Origin of the sequence: Saccharopolyspora soli, assembly GCF_022678645.1 — a bacterium.
Lineage (GTDB): Bacteria > Actinomycetota > Actinomycetes > Mycobacteriales > Pseudonocardiaceae > Saccharopolyspora > Saccharopolyspora soli.
On record NZ_JALBWV010000022.1, the window covers coordinates 47,098 to 63,601 of the forward strand.

Genomic DNA, 16,504 nt, shown 5'->3' on the forward strand with positions numbered 1-16,504 from the left:
GAACACGCGCCGTATCCGGTGCGTCACGGACCGGGATTTGCCCCTAGGGGATCAGCTTGGTTACTGTCCCCCGGTCCGTTGTCACGGTCTGATCACGAAGGACAACCTTCGGCCGGTTCCCCGACCGGCCCCGGGATCCCCGCCCGGAAACGTGATCCGGCTCCCCGAGACGGAAGGGCAGGCATTGGCTCGACACCGCTCCCCCGGCGGCGTAGCACACCCCCCGGCCTATGTGGAGGCGTCCCCCGACGACCCCTCCAGCAGTCCGGGCAGGACCCGGGATTCCACACCCGCATCGGTCTGGCGCGGCCGGGTGGTCGTCGCCGCTGTCGCCGCTGGCGCCTTCGCTGCCGCCGGTCAGTCGATGGCCGCCGGTGAGGGAAACGCCGCCCCGGACCACGACTTCGACCCGTCGGACGCCTCGGCCTCGCTCAACAACGCGATGGTCGACCCCTCCTACACCGGCATGGGCGGCAGCGCCCCCGCTCCGGCGATGCTCCCGGTCGCGAAGACCTCGGACGCTGGCGCCGAGATGGAGAAGCTCGTCAAGAGCGAGCGGATCAACCAGGAACGCGACGCCGCTCGGATCGCCGCCGAGGAAGCAGCGCGGGCGCCTAAGTTCGTCCTTCCAGCCTTGGGCAACTTCACCTCCGGTTTCGGTGGTCGTTGGGGCACCACGCACTACGGCATCGACATCGCCAACGCCAAGGGCACACCGATCTATTCCGTCGCCGACGGAGTCGTGATCGAAGCGGGTCCGGCCAGCGGTTTCGGCCTGTGGGTGCGGGTTCAGCACAACGACGGCACGATCACCGTCTACGGCCACGTCAACACCATCACGGTCGACGAGGGCGACAAGGTCAAGGCAGGCGACCAGATCGCCACGATGGGAAATCGCGGCTTCTCCACCGGTACGCACCTGCACTTCGAGGTGTGGAACGCCAGCGGTAAGAAGATCAACCCGCTGCCCTGGATGCAAGCACGCGGCTCACTCTTCAGGCCGTGGCGGCCGGATTACTGTCGTCTCAACCGGTGCCAGCGCGCCATCAGTTCAGGGACCTCGCCGCGCACGAACTCGAAGAACTGCCGCGTTTCGTCCAGGCGCATCCCCGCCCGCGAGTCCGGGCCGAGGGCCGCCACGCCGTCGGCGAGCGTCCGTTCCCAGGCGACCATTTCCGCGTCGCGGTTCATGATGCTGGCGTACCAAAGATCGTCGACCAACCGGTAGTGATCGCGCCGCTCTCCTGGGCTGCGTTCGCGCACCACCAGCTTCACCTGCGCCAGGTAGCGGACCGCGCCGGAGACCGCGGCAGGACTCACGTCCAGGACGTCGGCGAGCTCACCAGCGGTGCGGCGCCCCTCCTCGGCGGCCAGCAGACTCGCGAAGACCCGCGCCGCCATCCTCGGTAGGCCAGCATTGGTCAGGTCCAAGGCGAATTGCTCGACGAACCGCCGAACCTCCTCCGGTTCCCCAGTCCCTTCGTCGCGCGCCATGTCCCGATCCTCACCAACCTTCTCGATCATCGGGAAGATTTTATACGGTTTCTATATTTCACGAAGTTGTGAAACCAGTGTAGCTTGGGCGCCGTGACCGAACAGATCCAGTTGACCGGTGTGCAAGCAACGCTTCTCGGCCCGCTCTACGCGCGGGCGGTGGACTCCCGCAGGCCCGATCCGGTGCTCGGCGACGAGTCCGCCGATCGACTGCTGAACCGCTTCGGCTCCGACCTCTCCGCCAAGCTCAGCGTCGGGGACCGGATGACGGTGATCCTGCGGGCCAAGGAACTCGACGACTGGGTCGCCGACTACCTCGCCGAACACCCCGACGCGGTGGTGCTGCACCTCGCTTGCGGCCTGGACAGCCGCGCCTTCCGGCTCGACCTGCCCGCTGGCGTGAACTGGTACGACGTCGACATGCCGAACGTCATCGAGTTGCGCGACCAGCTGTACCCGGACACCCCGGAGAACTACCGCACGATCGCGAGTTCGGTGACCGAACCGGAATGGCTCGATGAGATTCCGACGGGACGACCGACGCTGGTCGTAGCCGAAGGGCTGACCATGTACCTGACCGAAGCGGATGGGGTCGCGCTGCTGCGACGGCTCGTCGAGCGCTTCCAGGTCGGCGAGATGATGTTCGACGCCGTCTTGCCCTACACCGTCCGACTGGCGGGCTACTCGCGTTTCCTGGCCCGGACCGGCGCCGAATTCCACTGGGGCATCGGCAATCCGCACACCCTGGAGCTGCGGGTGCCCGGACTCCGCCTGCAACGTGAGCAAACGCTGGTGGATCGGCCCGGCCTGGCGAAGATGACGGCCGGTGAACGGGCCGCCGCGAAGATCATGAACAGCACCAGGTCGATGCGCAACGCGCTGCGCCTGCTGCGCTACAGCTTCGTCCACCGGCCGGTGGAGAAGGTCGAGCTCACCGGATCGCAGGCGACCATGCTCGCCACTGTCTACCTGCGCGCGCTGGACAACCGCTCGGACGATCCGATGCTCGGCGACCGCTGGGCCGAGGAGGCGGTGCAGCGCATCGATTTCGACTTCGACAAGTTCAAGATGGGGGCGCGCAATGCCGGTTCGGTGGCGATCCGCGCCAAGGCCCTGGACCGCTGGGCCGAGGAGGCCATCCGGCCCGAGATGACGGTGCTGCACCTCGGCTGCGGGCTCGACAGCCGTTTCGAGCGCGTCGATCCGCCAGCGGGCGTCGAGTGGTACGACATCGACCAGCCGGACGTCATCGACCTGCGCAAGCGCCTCTTCCCGGAATCCCCGCACCGCCACACGATCGCCTCGTCGGTGACCGCACCCGACCTGCTCGACGACATCCCAGGCGACCGACCGGTCCTGATGATCGCCGAAGGACTCACCATGTACCTGTCCGAATCGGACGGTATCGCGCTGCTGCGCCGGATCACCGAACACTTCCCGAGCGGGGAGCTGCTTTTCGATGCCTTCAGCTGCCTGGGCGTTCGAGTGTCCAACCGGTTCAACCCCGCGGTGGTGCAGGCCGGGGCGCACCTGGAGTGGGGCATCGACGATCCGCGATCGCTGGAAACCGCAGTGCCGGGCCTGCGGCTGATCGACGAGTGGTCGTTCACCGATGCCCCGGAGCTGGACCGGTACCCGATGCCGGTGCGGGCAGCGCTGCACGCATCCGGGCACTTCACTCCGCTTCGCCGTCTCGGCAGGATGCTCCGCTACCGCTTCTGATCCCGAGCGATTTCGCGCAGTGCCGGTTCTGCGTCCCGCGCTAGGCACGGCGTGCCCGACGGCGAGTTCTGGACGGCGGTAGGTACGCAGCCGTGGGACGGTGGTCGCCGAACCGGAGGTGGAAACGATGATCAACGGTGCTCATCTGTTGTTGTTCAGCCGGGACGCCGAGCAGGATCGGGCTTTCTTCCGCGATGTGCTCGGGTTCAGGTCCGTGGATGCCGGAGGTGGATGGCTGATCTTCGGGCTGCCGCCCGCCGAGCTCGCCACCCACCCGACCGACGGAGACCCCAGCTGCGAGCTGTACCTGATGTGCGACGACGTTGCGGCCACCGTCAGCCAGTTGCAGGCCAAGGGGGTCGACGTCACGCGCCCGGTCAGCGACGAGGGTTGGGGGCTGCTCACCGCGATCCGCCTACCCAGCGGCACCGAAATCGGGCTCTACGAACCCAAGCACCCGCGACCGGTCAGTACGTAGCCAGACCGTGCGCGCCGGGATTTCGCGGGACTGGCGTTGATTTCGCTTGAAACCGCGTGGACGAAGGACAAGGTCCCGATCAGTCCTCTTTGGACTGCGGAACTCTCGCTCGCCGCAGGTGCTTTGCGTCTGCCAGGATTGGTTTCGTGGAATCCAGCAGCGATCACCTTTTTCGGGGCCCCTTCGTCGGGACCAGTGCGGTCGTGGTGCGGGACGGGCGGGTGTTGCTCGGGCGACGGTTGGGAGCCCACGGCGCCGGGGAATGGTCGTTTCCCGGCGGCAAGGTCGACGCCGGGGAGTCGCCGGAGCACGCCACCGCGCGCGAGCTGGCGGAGGAGACCGGCCTGGTCGCCACCGCCGTCACGCCGATCGGTTGGACCAGCGATGTTTTCGCCGCCGAAGGGCTGCACTTCGTCACGCTGCACCACCTCGTCATCGCTAGCGGCGAGCCGACGGTCCAGGAGCCGGACAAGCTCGAAGGCTGGAGCTGGCACGCCTGGGACGCGCTGCCCAGCCCGCTGTTCGGACCGGTTCAAGCGCTGATCGCCGACGGCTGGCGACCGCCGACTGAATCTCGTTGAGCGTCGTCAGTACCTGACTTTTCCCTGTCGCGCGCGCTGCGGCGGGCGGCGGTGTGGCGGTTTTCGCGCGAAACCGGTGCTTTCCGCGGGGAGCGGATGACGGTTTCGCGCGAAACCACGGTTCAGAGCTTGGTCAGGGGGACGCTGCCGATCAGCATCAGGCGGACCGTGCCCGAACTGCCGAAATCGATCGTCGCGGTGGCTCGGGGCCCCTCGCCCTCAGTCGACAGCACGGTGCCCAGCCCGTACTTGTCGTGGGTGACCCGGTCGCCAGCCTCGAGTTTGATGGCGACGGTGTCCTTCCAGCCCTTCATGCCGGTGCTGCGCATGCCTTGCGCGGCCAGCTTGGCTTGCGCCGAATCCGACCCGGTGCGATCGAAACCGCCTCGGCTGCCCCACGTGCTGCGCACCTGCGGGGCGGCCCGCTCCGGCTCGATCCGCCGCCAGTGCAGCAGTTCGTCCGGAATCTCGGTGAGGAACCGGGAGGCCGGGTTGGTCATCGGCTGACCCCACGCCGACCGCAGCAACGCCCGCGACAGGTACAGCCGCTGCCGGGCGCGGGTGATGCCCACGTACGCCAGCCGCCGTTCCTCGGCCAACTCGGCCGGGTCGCCCAGTGCACGCAGGTGCGGGAAGACGCCGTCCTCCCAGCCGGTGCAGAACACCACTGGGAACTCCAGGCCCTTCGCGGTGTGCAGGGTCATCAGAGTGACCACGCCGTCCCCGGCCTCGGGCAGCGAGTCCGCATCCGCCACCAGCGAGACGCGCTCCAGGAACGCCGACAGCGAATCGTCGGCGGGCAGCCCGAGCGACGTCTCCTCCTCGTCCTCGGCAGCCGGTACCACCGCCGAGACCACTGCCTCCGCCGACGGATCGACCTCGGCGCTGGACTCGCCGACTCCGGCAACACCCGCGCGGGCCTCGGTGAACTCCCGCGCGACCGTGACGAGCTCGGTCAGGTTCTCCAGCCGCGTGGCGTCCTGCGGGTCGTCGCTGGCTTCCAGTTCGGCTCGGTAGCCGGTGCGCTCCAACACCGTCTCCAGGATCTCGGCGACATCGGCCTGCGCCGCCACCTCCAGCAACTCGTCGAGCAGCGCGACGAACCCGGCGATGGCCTTCCGTGACCTGGGGTTGAGCAGCGCGACTTCGCCAGCCGCTGCCTGCCGCAGCGCCGCCGCGAAGGTGATCCGCTCCTGCTCGGCGTGCACGGCGACCACGGCCTCCGCTCGGTCCCCGATGCCGCGCTTGGGCACGTTGAGGATGCGGCGCAGGCTCACCGTGTCGTCCGGGTTGTCCAGCACCCGCAGGTACGCCAGCGCATCCCGAACCTCGCGGCGCTCGTAGAAGCGAACCCCACCGACGACCCGGTACGGCAGCCCGAGCCGAATGAAAACCTCTTCGAACACCCGCGACTGGTTGTTGGTCCGGTAGAACACCGCGATGTCGTTGAACGTCGCGGCGCCCTCGTCGACCAGCCGGTCGATCTCGCCCGCCACGAACGCCGACTCGTCGTGCTCGTTGTCCGCCACGTAGCCGACGATCGGGTCACCGTCCCCGGCATCGCTCCACAATCGCTTGTCACGGCGGTTCGGGTTGCGCCGGATCACCGCGTTGGCCGCGGACAGGATCGTCTGCGTGGAGCGGTAGTTCTGCTCCAGCAGGATCGTGCGGGCCTGCGGGTAGTCGCGCTCGAACTCCTCGATGTTGCGGATCGTCGCGCCTCGGAAGGCGTAGATCGACTGGTCTGCGTCACCGACCACGCACAGCTCGCCAGGCTCGATGCCGCTGTCAGTCGCCTCGGTGCCGACCAGCTCGCGCACCAACGAGTACTGCGCGTGGTTGGTGTCCTGGTACTCGTCGACCAGCACATGACGGAAGCGCCGCCGGTAGTACTCCGCCACCGCAGGGTGGTCCCGCAGCAGCTCGACCGTACGCATGATCAGGTCGTCGAAGTCCATCGCGTTGGAGTCGACGAGGCGACGCTGGTAGGCGGCGTAGACCTGGGCGACCTTGCGCTCCATGTCGTTGCCGACCTGCTCGGCGGCGACCTCGGGGGTCAGCAACTCGTTCTTCAGGTTCGAGATGTGCACCGCGAGGGTGCGCGCCGGGTAGCGCTTGGAGTCCAGGTCCTGCTCCCGCGCGATCATGGTGATCAGCCGCCGTGAATCGTCGGCGTCGTAGATCGAGAAGTTCGACGACAGCCCCAGTGTCTTGGCCTCGCGGCGCAACACCCGGACGCACATCGAGTGGAACGTCGACACCCACATCACGTTGGCACGGCGCCCGACCAGGTCCACCACGCGTTCCTTCATCTCGGCCGCAGCCTTGTTGGTGAAGGTGATCGCCATGATCTGGCCCGGATGCACACCACTTGCGAGCAGGTAGGCGATCCGGTTGGTCAGCACCCGCGTCTTGCCAGAACCCGCACCCGCCACGACCAGCAGCGGCGAGCCGGTGTGCACCACGGCGTCGCGCTGCTGCGGGTTCAGGCCGGTCAGCAGGACGTCCGGATCCGGGTCGGGTCGCACGGCGCGACCGGATCCGTCCGATTGCACCGATCCGTGCTGCGGGAGATCGCTGTGCCACTGGAGATTTAGTGGGGTGCTCATCGCTGTTCCACGTTACCGGCGGGCCCGGACAAAACCCGAATCCCGGTGGGTTCCGGGTCCGAGATCGCCTTGCGGGGCAGTGTGCTCGGTGGACCTCCGCACACCGCTGATGTCGACCAGATCACCGACACCGCGCGGGTCCGAACCACCACACCTGGATTGTCCTCGCGAGACGAGTTCTGAAAACCCGCAGCGGTAGTTGTCAGGACGACAGAGAGCCGCCGCCCGACGCGAACGCGCGGTCACGTGCACTGCGCTGTCAGCCTCGCAATCTCCAACACCTCCGCGGTCCCCCGACCACGCCCTGACATCGACTCCGGGATCAGCCAGGGACTAACCCCGATCCGCCGCGCGCCACGGGCCAGGACGGTGAACACGACCTCCCGCACCTGCCACGGAATGAGTCAACCCATGGATCTGATCAACCAGATCGACATCTCGATCCGGGAGTTCATCTCCTGGGCGGCGACGCTGAACCCGTGGTTGTGCGTGCTGCTGGCGCTGGGCCTGCTGTCATTGGAAACCTCCCTCTTCATCGGCTTGTTGATCCCTGGTGAGGCGACGCTGCTGATGCTCGCCGCCGTGCTCGGCCCCCGGTGGGCACCGGCGCTGTTCGTCGCGGCTGTGCTGGGCAACCTGATCGGGCAGACCGGCGGCTACTGGCTCGGTCGGCTGATCGGCCCCCGCCTCCGCAACACCTGGGCCGGACGGAAGATCGGCACGCGCCGATGGCAGGCGGCCGAGGCGATCGTGCACGACACCGGTGCGCGAGCACTGATCACCACGCGTTTCATCGCGGTGGTGCACGCGGTGGTGCCCGCCGTGGTGGGCACTCTGCGGCTGCCGTTCCGCCGATTCCTCGGACTCGCGGCGATCGGCGCCACGCTGTGGGCGGCCGTGCTGACCGCCCTGGCGGTGGCGCTCGGAGAGGCCGCACGAGTGGTCGGTTACGGCTGGGCGGCGTTGGGCCTGACCTGTGCGGGCGGTGCTGTAGCGATCGGCACCGTGATCCGCAGCGCTCGGCGGCAGTCCGGGCAGCAGGCGCCGAAGGACCCACCTGTCGCGGTCGAAAGTCGTTCTGGTCATCGAGAGAATTGATCGTCATGCGACCAAGATCCTCGCTGGTCCGGAGCATTGGCAAGCGATTAACTCGAACTAGTGATCGATGATTTCGCGACCGGGTCGAACCAGGCCAGCCACGTCCGGCTGCCCGAAATGACCGCCCGCGGGTTCTTCCACGTCGCCCTCACGCGGACAGTGCAGGCGAACCTCTTCGTCCACTATTCGGGAAGAGTGGCCCACCTCATGGCCGACCCGTGCGTGCTGTGGCAAACTGGCCACGTGCGAACGCAGACCTACGAGTTTTACTACGGGCCCGGGATTCCGGCGCCCGTAGCTGCGTGAGCTCAAACCACTACGACGCCCCGGAGTCCTCGGACTCGGGGCGTTCGCGCGTTCCGGGCTGGGGCCGGGGCTGGAGCCGGAGGACAACGCCCGATGAACGCCACTGTGGACGGTGACCAGCCGCAGTCCGAGACCGCCCCGGCGCAGCAGGCCGCCGCGGAGGTCATCAGCAACTTCCGCGAGGAGATCGACTACCTGGATGCCGAGATCCTGCGCCTGGTCAAGCGCCGCGCCGAGGTCTCCCGCCAGGTCGGGGCAGCCCGGATGGCCGCTGGCGGACCTCGCATCGTCTACAACCGCGAGATGGACGTGCTCGCGCGCTACCGCGAGCTCGGCCCGGAAGGTCGCGAGCTCGCGATGATCCTGCTGCGCCTCGGCCGCGGTCGCCTCGGCCGCTGAGCGGACGCGGCAGCCGGGCTGTCGGCCCGACCGCGAGCGTGGGCACCCACCTGGGCGAATTCCGCCCAGGTGGGCCGTGCGCCCGCGATGGGCGGGAAGCGGGCCCGGCTCAGACCGCGTGGTCGGCGGCCAGGTCGCGCTGCCGGGTTTCCGGCGACCAGACCACCGCGGCGATCGTGACCACCGAGCAAAGCGCCACGTAGATCGAGATCGGGATCGACGAGCCGGAGACCGACAGCAGCGCGGTGGCGATGATCGGAGCCAGCGAGCCGGCGACGATGGAGGCCAACTGGTAGCCGATCGACGCGCCGGAATACCGCACTCGGGTCCCGAACAGCTCCGCGAAGAAGGCCGCCTGCGGGCCGTACATCGCGCCGTGGAACACCAGACCGACCGTGGTCGCGAAGGTGATCACGAAGAACGACTTGGTGTCGAGCATCGCGAAGAACACGAACGCCCAGACCCCGGTGCCGATCGCGCCCAGCAGGTACACCGGCCGCCGACCCACCCGGTCGGAAAGCGCGCCCCACAGCGGAATGCTGATGAAGTGCACCACCGCGGCGATCAGCGACGCGTTCAGCGCGACACCGCGCGGCAGTTCCAGGAAGGTCGCGACGTATGTGAGCACGAACGAGGTCAGCACGTAGTACACGACGTTCTCCGCGAACCGCGCGCCCATCGCGGTGACGACCTCCCGTCGGTACCGCCGGAGGACCTCGGTGATCGGCGCCTTGTCCGGCTCGCCGCGTTCGGCGGCCCTGTTCGCGGCCTCCAGGAACAGCGGCGATTCCGCCACCGCCAGCCGCACCCACAGCCCGATCAGCACGAGCACCCCGGACAGCAGGAACGCCACCCGCCAGCCCCACGCCAGGAACGCCTCATCGGTCTGGACCGCGGCCAGCACGGCCAGCACCGCCGTGCCGAGCAGGTTCCCCAACGGCACGCCCGCCTGCGGCCAGGAAGCCCAGAACCCGCGGTGTCGTGCCGAACCGTGCTCGGAGACGATGAGCACCGCGCCGCCCCACTCGCCCCCGATCGCGAAGCCCTGCACCAACCGCAACGCGGTGAGCAGCAGCGGCGCGGCCACGCCGATCGACTCGTAGGTGGGCAGCAGACCGATCAGGAACGTCGCGCCGCCCATCATGATCAGGCTCAGCACCAGCAGCTTCTTGCGGCCGAGCCGGTCGCCGTAGTGCCCGAAGACCAACCCGCCCAACGGTCGCGCCACGAACCCCACCGCGTAGGTGATGAACGCCAGCAGGGTGCCGATGAGCGGATCGCCAGCCGGGAAGAAGAGCTGGTTGAACACCAATGCGGCGGCCGAGCCGTAGAGGAAGAAGTCGTACCACTCGACGGTGGTGCCGACCAGGCTCGCCAGCACGACACGTGATGTGGATGATCTCGCCGGAACTGACTCGGTGCTCATCGCGGTGTCCTCTCCTGCCGAGCTGCCATCGGAAGGTGCACTGGTCGGTTTGCGGTGCCGGTTGAGCTCGGCGGACCTCCCGGTCCGCGCCAGTTCATGTTGAGCGGGCGGGCAAGTTCAGTTCGCGGTCCAGCCGCCGTCCATCGGGAACGACGACCCGGTGATCGAGGTGGTGCCGGGGCCGCACAGCCACACCGCGAGTTCGGCGACCTCGGCAGGTTCCACCAGGCGCTTGATCGGTGTGCGGGCCAGCAGGACGTCCTCGACCACCTGGTCCTCGGGCACCCGGTGCAGCTCGGCCTGCTCGGCGACCTGGCGTTCCACCAGCGGGGTGCGGACGAAACCCGGGCAGACGCAGTTGGACGTCACGCCGTGTGCCGCGCCCTCCAGGGCGATCGTCTTGGACAGACCTTCGATCGCGTGCTTGGCGGTGACGTAGGCGCTCTTGTACGGCGAAGCCCGTAAGCCGTGCACCGACGAGATGTTGATGATCCGCCCCCAGCCGCGGGTGTACATGCCCGGCAGCGCGGCCCGCACGATCCGGAACGGCGCCTCCACCATCACCCGCAGCATCGTGCTGAAGGTGTCGGTCGGGAACTGGTGGATCGGCGCCACGTGCTGCAGACCGGCGTTGTTGACCACGATGTCCGCCCGGTCACCGAGTTCGGCGGCGGCGTCGAGATCGGCGAGGTCGACCACGCGGGCCACGGCGCCGATCTCGGCGGCGACCGCCTCGACCGCGTCGGCTCGGTCCACGGCGATTACTTCGGCTCCGACCGCCGCCAGTCGACGGGCCACTGCTGCCCCGATTCCGCTGGCCGCGCCAGTGACGAGGGCGCGCTTGCCAGTCAGATCCGGGCCGTCGGAGCGGGATCGTGCGGAGTTCGTATCAACCGACTCGGCCGAGCGATCACTCATAGCCTGAGAACCTAGGCGTGAGTCCGGTCCCAATCCAGGGGCCGAACGCAACCTTTTCCAGCCTCGGCGGCGCAACTGGGACGCATGCCTGTTCCGCGCGATGGCGGCGACGTCCGCGGCGCGGCGGGCATCAGGGATATCACCCATACCGGGCAACGCCCGGACAGGGCAGACTGGAGCCATGCTCAGTCTAGTGGCCTTCCTCGTGACGCTGGCCGCCGTGCTCGCCGCAGCCGGACACGCGGGTTACCTCGCAATGCTGACGTCGGCGGCGAAGAAGCGCGCCGGTGGCCAGCCAGCTGTCGATTTCGCACGGAAGCGGTTCCCAATCGCCGGGGTCGGCTTGGGCGTGACCCTGCTGGCCTTCCTGATCAGCAGCGGCGACACGTGGGGCGCGGACGTCTTCGCGATGCTGCTCGGTGGTGGCGGTGGCATCGCCTCGCTGAAGGCTCTCCAGTCCAGCCAGAGCAAGTTCCGCAAAGGTGAGTTCTGAGAACTCGTCGTTGCGCGGCTGCACGGGAGTCGAACCCTGCTCGTGAGGGGCCGATTTCGCGCGAAATCGACAGTTCTCCACTTGGAGCGGCTTGAGGTCCGGATCGCCGGGCAGCGGTACACGCATCGTCCCCAAGGCGGATCGAAATAGGACCGTTTGGCTCAACCAATGCGCCCGACCAGCGCAAACGAGTCACAGTGCGTGTTTGCGCGACCCCGCACCGGAGTTGCCGAGCACACAGCCTAGGCTGTGACCATGACCACTTCGCCGGAAGCGTCCTTGGTTGTCCGGCGCGTCCTCGTGGTCACCGCGCACCCCGATGACGTCGATTTCGGAGCCGCAGGCGCCGTCGCCTCCTGGGTCGCCACAGGCGTGCAGGTCACCTATTGCGTGTGCACCGCAGGTGGTGCGGGCGGCTTCGGTGACGTGTCGCGGGCGGACATGCCGCGCCTGCGGCAGGAGGAGCAGCGCGCTGCCGCTGCCGCGGTCGGCGTCACCGACGTGCGCTTCCTCGGTTACCGGGACGGGCAGGTCACGGCGAGCCTGCAACTGCGGCGGGACATCACCAGAGTGATCCGCGCGGTTCGTCCGGACCGGGTCGTCAGCCATTCTCCGGAGATCAACTGGACGCACCTCCCGACAGCGCACCCGGACCACCGCGCGGTCGGCGAGGCCACGCTGGCCGCGATCTACCCGGATGCGCGCAACGGCTTCGCCTATCCCGAACTGCTGCAGCAGGACCTGCAGCCGTGGACGGTCGCCGAGCTCTGGATGTCGGGATCACCCGAAGAGCGGATCAACCACGTCGTCGACGTCACCGATTACTTCGACGCGAAGTTGGCCGCATTGTCCGCGCACCGGTCGCAGACCGGTCATCTCGACGATCTCAGGGGCATGATCCGGCGATATCTGGCCCGAAACGCCGACCGGCACGGCATGCCCGGTCGGCTGGCCGAGGCATTCCACGTAGTCGACACGTCGTGAACTCCCCGCGAGTCGCAGAAAGTCGAGACCTCCGATGCACAGCGGCAGAACCCTCGGCTGGAGCGGCCAGCTCGACTGGCCACCCAGCCCGGCACCGCCAGCGCACGGTCGGCACCGCAGGACCGGGTCGGCGGCCACCTGGACGCCGACACCCCGACCCCGCGCGAGCGCACCGCCCGCGCCCGCCGGAGGGCTGGCGGCCGATCCGCTGGTCGACACCATGCCGGTCGGCGGCCTGCACAAGTTCGATCTGGGCATGGTCCCGGCCTCGGTCACCCCGCCGCGCACTTGGCGGCAGGCGGCGTGGTTCGCGATCGCCTCGTCGGCCGCCGCACTGGGCGGGCTGGTGCTCGTCACCGCATTCCTGGCCGACAACTCGACGCGGATCGAGGGCCTGGAACTACCGAGCATGCCGCGCGGCGGGGACTACCCGCCGTTGCCGCAGCCCGATCCGTACTACCTGACCGGCGATCCGACGCGACCGGAGGCGGTCCAGGTGACCGGTTCAGTGCAGCTGCTGCCGCCACTGACCGTGCCGGACATCGCGAACCGGCCGAGCGCGATCCACGGCCCGGCCCCCAGAGGGCCGGGGTCGGCGACCGCCAGCGGCACGCCGACCAGTCCGGCGAGCACCACCGAGGCCCCGTACGCGCTGGCGCTCACCGATACCGAGGCGATCAAACGGCGCGGCGACGAGTACTACGCCGCGATCGCGCGCGGCGACCTGCGCAGCGCCTACTCGTTGACCACCGGGCCGCTGCGCGCGGAGGGCTACGAATCGTTCGCCGCCAGATACTCGGACGCCGCTTCTGTCGAGGTGGTCGACGTCTACGTGACGCCGTTCAGCACGGTGCACACCCTTCGGTTGACCGGGGCGGACGGCGCGGTGCGGACCGAGCGCCGGGAGTTGCAGTACGAGATGGGCCGCGACCCGCTGATCACCTCGGACGAGCGGATTTCCTGATCACGCATCGTGATCCACTGCTCCGTTCGAGTCATTGCCGACCATCTCTTCCAGTGAACTGCGCGGCAAGGCTTCTCGATCCGGGCTCTGTCGAGGTACGTGTTCGCGAAGACGTCGTGCGGATCGAGCAGTCCGACGAACTCGGCAGCACTGTCACGTCACACGAGCCGCTTCCGACCGAACAGGCGCACGCATGAGGACGGGCCGCAGTGGAGCATCCTTCGACCAGCCGACGACGCGACCGCAGCGCGTCGGACACGGTCACCGTGGCCGAGCTGATCAAACGCCAGCCGATGTCGCCCGAGCACGAACAGCTCGCCGACCAGCTACTCAGGACCGCCGAGCCGACGGACAGCACACCGCCGCTGGGCACCCGGATCGCCTTGTGCACGCTTGGGGTCCTGCTGCTCCTCGGCGCCACGGCCGCCAGCGGGATGATCATCGCGGAACCGGTCGGGACACCACGCCAGGCGTCTTCCGCCACGCCGATCAAGGGTGCCCTGGCGCTGCGACCGGACCTGGTGCGGGACGCCCGCTGGCCGTTCACCGCCAACGGCGGCTTCGCCGCGGCGGCCGACTCGGGACCCACCGACGCGGCGCCGGAGGCCGCGGAGCGCAGCGCCGCGAACCCGGCGGCCGGTAGCGACGAGTCGGCGATCAACGTGGTCACCGAGTTCTACCGGGACTTGGAGCAGGACCCGACGACCGCGGCTTCCCTGGTCGCCCCCGAACTGCTCGCCGGGCAGCAGGCGCAGCTGGCCGAAGCGTGGGACGCGGTCCAGACGGTGCAGCCGTCGGTGCGGGCCGTCTCGGCCGGGGAAGTGCTTGCGGAGGTCGAGGCCGGTTATCCGGATGGGCACCGGGTGGTGCTGCGCCAGTTGCTCACCGTCGAGTCCGGTACCAATCCGCAGATCGTCGGTGCGGAATTGCTCAGCGCCCGGCACGTCCCGCCGCAGTGAACGGCACTCGCGGGACGACCTCTCGGGCGGTGGTATCGAAGTCCCGCACCGCGAGCGGCAAAGGCGGGCTCTCACAACAATGCGGCAACGACGAGCGCCCGCCGAATGGCCTCGGCGAGTACCGGGACGAACCAGGCATCGCCAACTTCGTTGCGCTCCGCAACCGGTTGGCTGCTGCCGCGATCCCCGCCAACCGCCCAGTAGGACCAACGTCACCAGCGGAAACGGCTGTGAGACGGATCCCGCTCGGCCGAGGAAACCGACCGTCGGCGTACCGTCGAAATGGGTCGTACGGATCTTTTCGACTTCGGGCCTACGCCGAGACGCCGTCGGCTAGGCTCCCTAATCGCGGTTCGGTTCGGGTCATCACCTCACCCCGAATCGCATTGAGAACGTGTACAAGTCGGGGGGCCGGAGCCGGTCCGCCTAATCCGCCGATGTTCGGTGGGACCGTGCCCGGGATCATCTTCCCCCGGGTTTCGCGGTGGCCGCTGGGCATCGATAGCAGTACGGGGAGACGTCGGTGAGCGACGAAGGTCGCCTGGTCGCCGGACGCTACCGAGTGCAGCGACGCATCGGCAGTGGCGCGATGGGCGTGGTGTGGGAGTGTGTCGACGAACGCCTGCACCGCACGGTCGCGGTCAAGCAGTTGTTGCTGCAGCCCGGATTGGATCCGGGTGAGGCCGAGGAAGCGCGGCAGCGGGCAATGCGGGAAGGCCGCATCGCGGCCCGGCTCCAGCACCCGAACGCCATCTCGGTCTACGACGTGGCTGAGGACGAAGGTCAGCCGGTCCTGGTCATGGAGTACCTGCCGTCGACCAGCTTGGCCGGGATGATGTCCGACCACGGGCCGCTGCCGCCGCGCGAGGTGGCGCGCATCGGTGCGCAGGTCGCCTCGGCGCTCGGTGCCGCGCACGCCGCCGGTGTCGTGCACCGCGACATCAAGCCGGGCAACATCCTGCTCGGCGACAACGGCCAGGTGAAGATCACCGACTTCGGGATCTCCCGAGCGCAGGGTGACGTCCAGGTCACCAAGACCGGGATGCTCGCCGGTACGCCCGCCTACCTCTCGCCCGACGTGGCGATGGGCCAGGAGCCGACGCCCGCCTCCGACGTTTTCTCGCTCGGCGCCACGCTGTACGCGGCGATCGAGGGCCGCCCGCCGTTCGGGCTCAACGAGAACACCCTCGCGCTGCTGCACGCGGTGGCGGCCGGGCGGATCGAGCCCCCGCAGCAGGCCGGACCGATGTCGCAGCCGCTGATGGCGATGATGGCCAACCGGGTCGAGGACCGGCCGGACATGGCGCAGGTCCGCGACATGCTGCAGTCGGTGGCCGACGGCGGTTCGGTGACATCGATCCCGACCATGGCGGCACCGATCCCGCCCGCGCTGGCCCCCGAGTCCAGCCAGCCGGACATGGCCCCGACCAGCGTCGTCGGTTCGGACGGCACGACCGTCGCCTACTACGAAGAGGACCCGTACACGGAGCAGGCGTACGAAGACGCCACCTCTTACATGGGCTCCGACACCCGTGGCGACGCGGCGATCTACGAGCGGCCGCGCAAGAGCAAGCGACCGGTGGTGATCTCCGGTATCGCACTGGTGGCGGTCGCGGTGATCGCGGTGCTGGTCACCTCGGCGCTGATGAACCGGACTACCCCGCCGACCAACACCGGCAATCCGAGCAGCTCGGTGAACCAGGCGCCGCCGGTCCCGGTCGAGACGACCAGCGAGGACACTCCGACGAGCACCAGGGACACTCCGACCACGACTCGGACCAACCCGCCCACCACCACTTCGAGGCCGCCGACCACGTCGCGACCGACGACGACTTCGAGGCCGCCGACCTCCTCCGAGGAGGAACCGACGTCCTCGGTGGAGGAACCGACCTCGACCGCGACCGGCAACGCGGGCGGCTGAGCATCCTTCCGGTCGCGAAGGCTCTACGGCCGGGGCATTCACCGCGAGGTGAGCGCCCCGGCCGTCGGTGTTCTCGGGCATGGGTGGCCCCGGTGTGTGGCCGGGTACGAGACGCCCAGTAACGTTGCACACCGTCGGGTGAAAGCTGGCCA

15 protein-coding genes and 1 pseudogene are annotated in these 16,504 nt (G+C 68.6%); 12 read left to right on the top strand and 4 right to left on the bottom strand.

What is annotated here, in order from left to right; translation table 11 throughout:
• Positions 1-184: 184 nt before the first annotated feature.
• Positions 185-988 (top strand): annotated as a pseudogene (locus MOQ72_RS18345) (M23 family metallopeptidase); the annotation flags it as partial.
• Positions 989-1,014: 26 nt separating this feature from the next.
• Here MOQ72_RS18345 and MOQ72_RS18350 read toward each other — a convergent pair.
• Complete coding sequence (locus tag MOQ72_RS18350) at positions 1,015-1,524, bottom strand: GbsR/MarR family transcriptional regulator (RefSeq protein WP_242184994.1); 510 nt, start codon at positions 1,522-1,524, stop codon at positions 1,015-1,017.
• A 63-nt stretch (positions 1,525-1,587) separates the two neighbouring features.
• Between MOQ72_RS18350 and MOQ72_RS18355 the strand changes: the two genes are divergently transcribed.
• From MOQ72_RS18355 to MOQ72_RS18365, 3 genes are all read left to right on the top strand, one after another.
• A complete protein-coding gene (locus MOQ72_RS18355) occupies positions 1,588-3,216 on the top strand; it encodes a class I SAM-dependent methyltransferase (RefSeq protein ID WP_242184995.1) in 1,629 nt (542 codons plus the stop codon).
• Between the two features lie 127 nt (positions 3,217-3,343).
• The gene (locus tag MOQ72_RS18360) at positions 3,344-3,694 is read left to right on the top strand and encodes a VOC family protein (RefSeq protein WP_242184996.1); all 351 of its coding nucleotides are present in this window, start codon (positions 3,344-3,346) and stop codon (positions 3,692-3,694) included.
• A gap of 146 nt (positions 3,695-3,840) precedes the next feature.
• Complete coding sequence (locus tag MOQ72_RS18365; protein WP_242184997.1) at positions 3,841-4,275, top strand: nucleotide triphosphate diphosphatase NUDT15; 435 nt, start codon at positions 3,841-3,843, stop codon at positions 4,273-4,275.
• A gap of 122 nt (positions 4,276-4,397) precedes the next feature.
• Here the strand turns inward: MOQ72_RS18365 and MOQ72_RS18370 are convergent, their stop codons facing one another.
• Entirely contained in the window at positions 4,398-6,884 is a 2,487-nt protein-coding gene (locus MOQ72_RS18370; protein WP_242184998.1) for a UvrD-helicase domain-containing protein, read from the bottom strand.
• Between the two features lie 411 nt (positions 6,885-7,295).
• On the opposite strand from MOQ72_RS18370, the gene MOQ72_RS18375 reads away from it, so the two are divergent.
• From MOQ72_RS18375 to MOQ72_RS18385, 3 genes are all read left to right on the top strand, one after another.
• Positions 7,296-7,982 (top strand): DedA family protein, encoded by a 687-nt coding sequence (locus MOQ72_RS18375; RefSeq protein WP_242184999.1) that lies wholly within the window; start codon positions 7,296-7,298, stop codon positions 7,980-7,982.
• Between the two features lie 60 nt (positions 7,983-8,042).
• Positions 8,043-8,288 (top strand): hypothetical protein, encoded by a 246-nt coding sequence (locus tag MOQ72_RS18380; protein ID WP_242185000.1) that lies wholly within the window; start codon positions 8,043-8,045, stop codon positions 8,286-8,288.
• 93 nt (positions 8,289-8,381) lie between these two features.
• Complete coding sequence (locus tag MOQ72_RS18385; RefSeq protein WP_242185001.1) at positions 8,382-8,687, top strand: chorismate mutase; 306 nt, start codon at positions 8,382-8,384, stop codon at positions 8,685-8,687.
• Between the two features lie 109 nt (positions 8,688-8,796).
• Here the strand turns inward: MOQ72_RS18385 and MOQ72_RS18390 are convergent, their stop codons facing one another.
• Positions 8,797-10,113: an MFS transporter gene (locus MOQ72_RS18390; protein ID WP_242185002.1), complete on the bottom strand. Its 1,317-nt coding sequence runs from the start codon at positions 10,111-10,113 to the stop codon at positions 8,797-8,799.
• Positions 10,114-10,230: 117 nt separating this feature from the next.
• Entirely contained in the window at positions 10,231-11,031 is an 801-nt protein-coding gene (locus MOQ72_RS18395) for a 3-hydroxybutyrate dehydrogenase (RefSeq protein ID WP_242185004.1), read from the bottom strand.
• A 181-nt stretch (positions 11,032-11,212) separates the two neighbouring features.
• Here MOQ72_RS18395 and MOQ72_RS18400 point away from each other — a divergent pair, with 181 nt between their 5' ends.
• The 5 genes from MOQ72_RS18400 to MOQ72_RS18420 all read left to right on the top strand — a co-directional run bounded on the left by MOQ72_RS18400 (position 11,213) and on the right by MOQ72_RS18420 (position 16,352).
• Positions 11,213-11,524 (top strand): hypothetical protein, encoded by a 312-nt coding sequence (locus tag MOQ72_RS18400; protein WP_242185006.1) that lies wholly within the window; start codon positions 11,213-11,215, stop codon positions 11,522-11,524.
• 255 nt (positions 11,525-11,779) lie between these two features.
• Positions 11,780-12,508 (top strand): PIG-L deacetylase family protein, encoded by a 729-nt coding sequence (locus MOQ72_RS18405; protein WP_242185007.1) that lies wholly within the window; start codon positions 11,780-11,782, stop codon positions 12,506-12,508.
• 34 nt (positions 12,509-12,542) lie between these two features.
• Positions 12,543-13,472: a hypothetical protein gene (locus MOQ72_RS18410; RefSeq protein ID WP_242185008.1), complete on the top strand. Its 930-nt coding sequence runs from the start codon at positions 12,543-12,545 to the stop codon at positions 13,470-13,472.
• A gap of 209 nt (positions 13,473-13,681) precedes the next feature.
• Entirely contained in the window at positions 13,682-14,431 is a 750-nt protein-coding gene (locus MOQ72_RS18415; protein WP_242185009.1) for a hypothetical protein, read from the top strand.
• A gap of 523 nt (positions 14,432-14,954) precedes the next feature.
• Positions 14,955-16,352 carry a serine/threonine-protein kinase gene (locus MOQ72_RS18420; protein ID WP_242185011.1) on the top strand — a complete coding sequence of 466 codons (1,398 nt, stop codon included), beginning with the start codon at positions 14,955-14,957 and terminating at the stop codon, positions 16,350-16,352.
• Positions 16,353-16,504: the final 152 nt, after the last annotated feature.

Excerpts from the sequence above, each read along its gene's own strand:
- MOQ72_RS18350 (WP_242184994.1), bottom strand. The coding sequence starts at position 1,524 with ATGATCGAGAAGGTTGGTGAGGATCGGGACATGGCGCGCGACGAAGGG.
- MOQ72_RS18385 (WP_242185001.1), top strand. The coding sequence starts at position 8,382 with ATGAACGCCACTGTGGACGGTGACCAGCCGCAGTCCGAGACCGCCCCG.
- MOQ72_RS18405 (WP_242185007.1), top strand. The coding sequence starts at position 11,780 with ATGACCACTTCGCCGGAAGCGTCCTTGGTTGTCCGGCGCGTCCTCGTG.
- MOQ72_RS18360 (WP_242184996.1), top strand. The coding sequence starts at position 3,344 with ATGATCAACGGTGCTCATCTGTTGTTGTTCAGCCGGGACGCCGAGCAG.
- MOQ72_RS18390 (WP_242185002.1), bottom strand. The coding sequence starts at position 10,113 with ATGAGCACCGAGTCAGTTCCGGCGAGATCATCCACATCACGTGTCGTG.
- MOQ72_RS18395 (WP_242185004.1), bottom strand. The coding sequence starts at position 11,031 with ATGAGTGATCGCTCGGCCGAGTCGGTTGATACGAACTCCGCACGATCC.
- MOQ72_RS18375 (WP_242184999.1), top strand. The coding sequence starts at position 7,296 with ATGGATCTGATCAACCAGATCGACATCTCGATCCGGGAGTTCATCTCC.
- MOQ72_RS18400 (WP_242185006.1), top strand. The coding sequence starts at position 11,213 with ATGCTCAGTCTAGTGGCCTTCCTCGTGACGCTGGCCGCCGTGCTCGCC.
- MOQ72_RS18410 (WP_242185008.1), top strand. The coding sequence starts at position 12,543 with ATGCACAGCGGCAGAACCCTCGGCTGGAGCGGCCAGCTCGACTGGCCA.
- MOQ72_RS18370 (WP_242184998.1), bottom strand. The coding sequence starts at position 6,884 with ATGAGCACCCCACTAAATCTCCAGTGGCACAGCGATCTCCCGCAGCAC.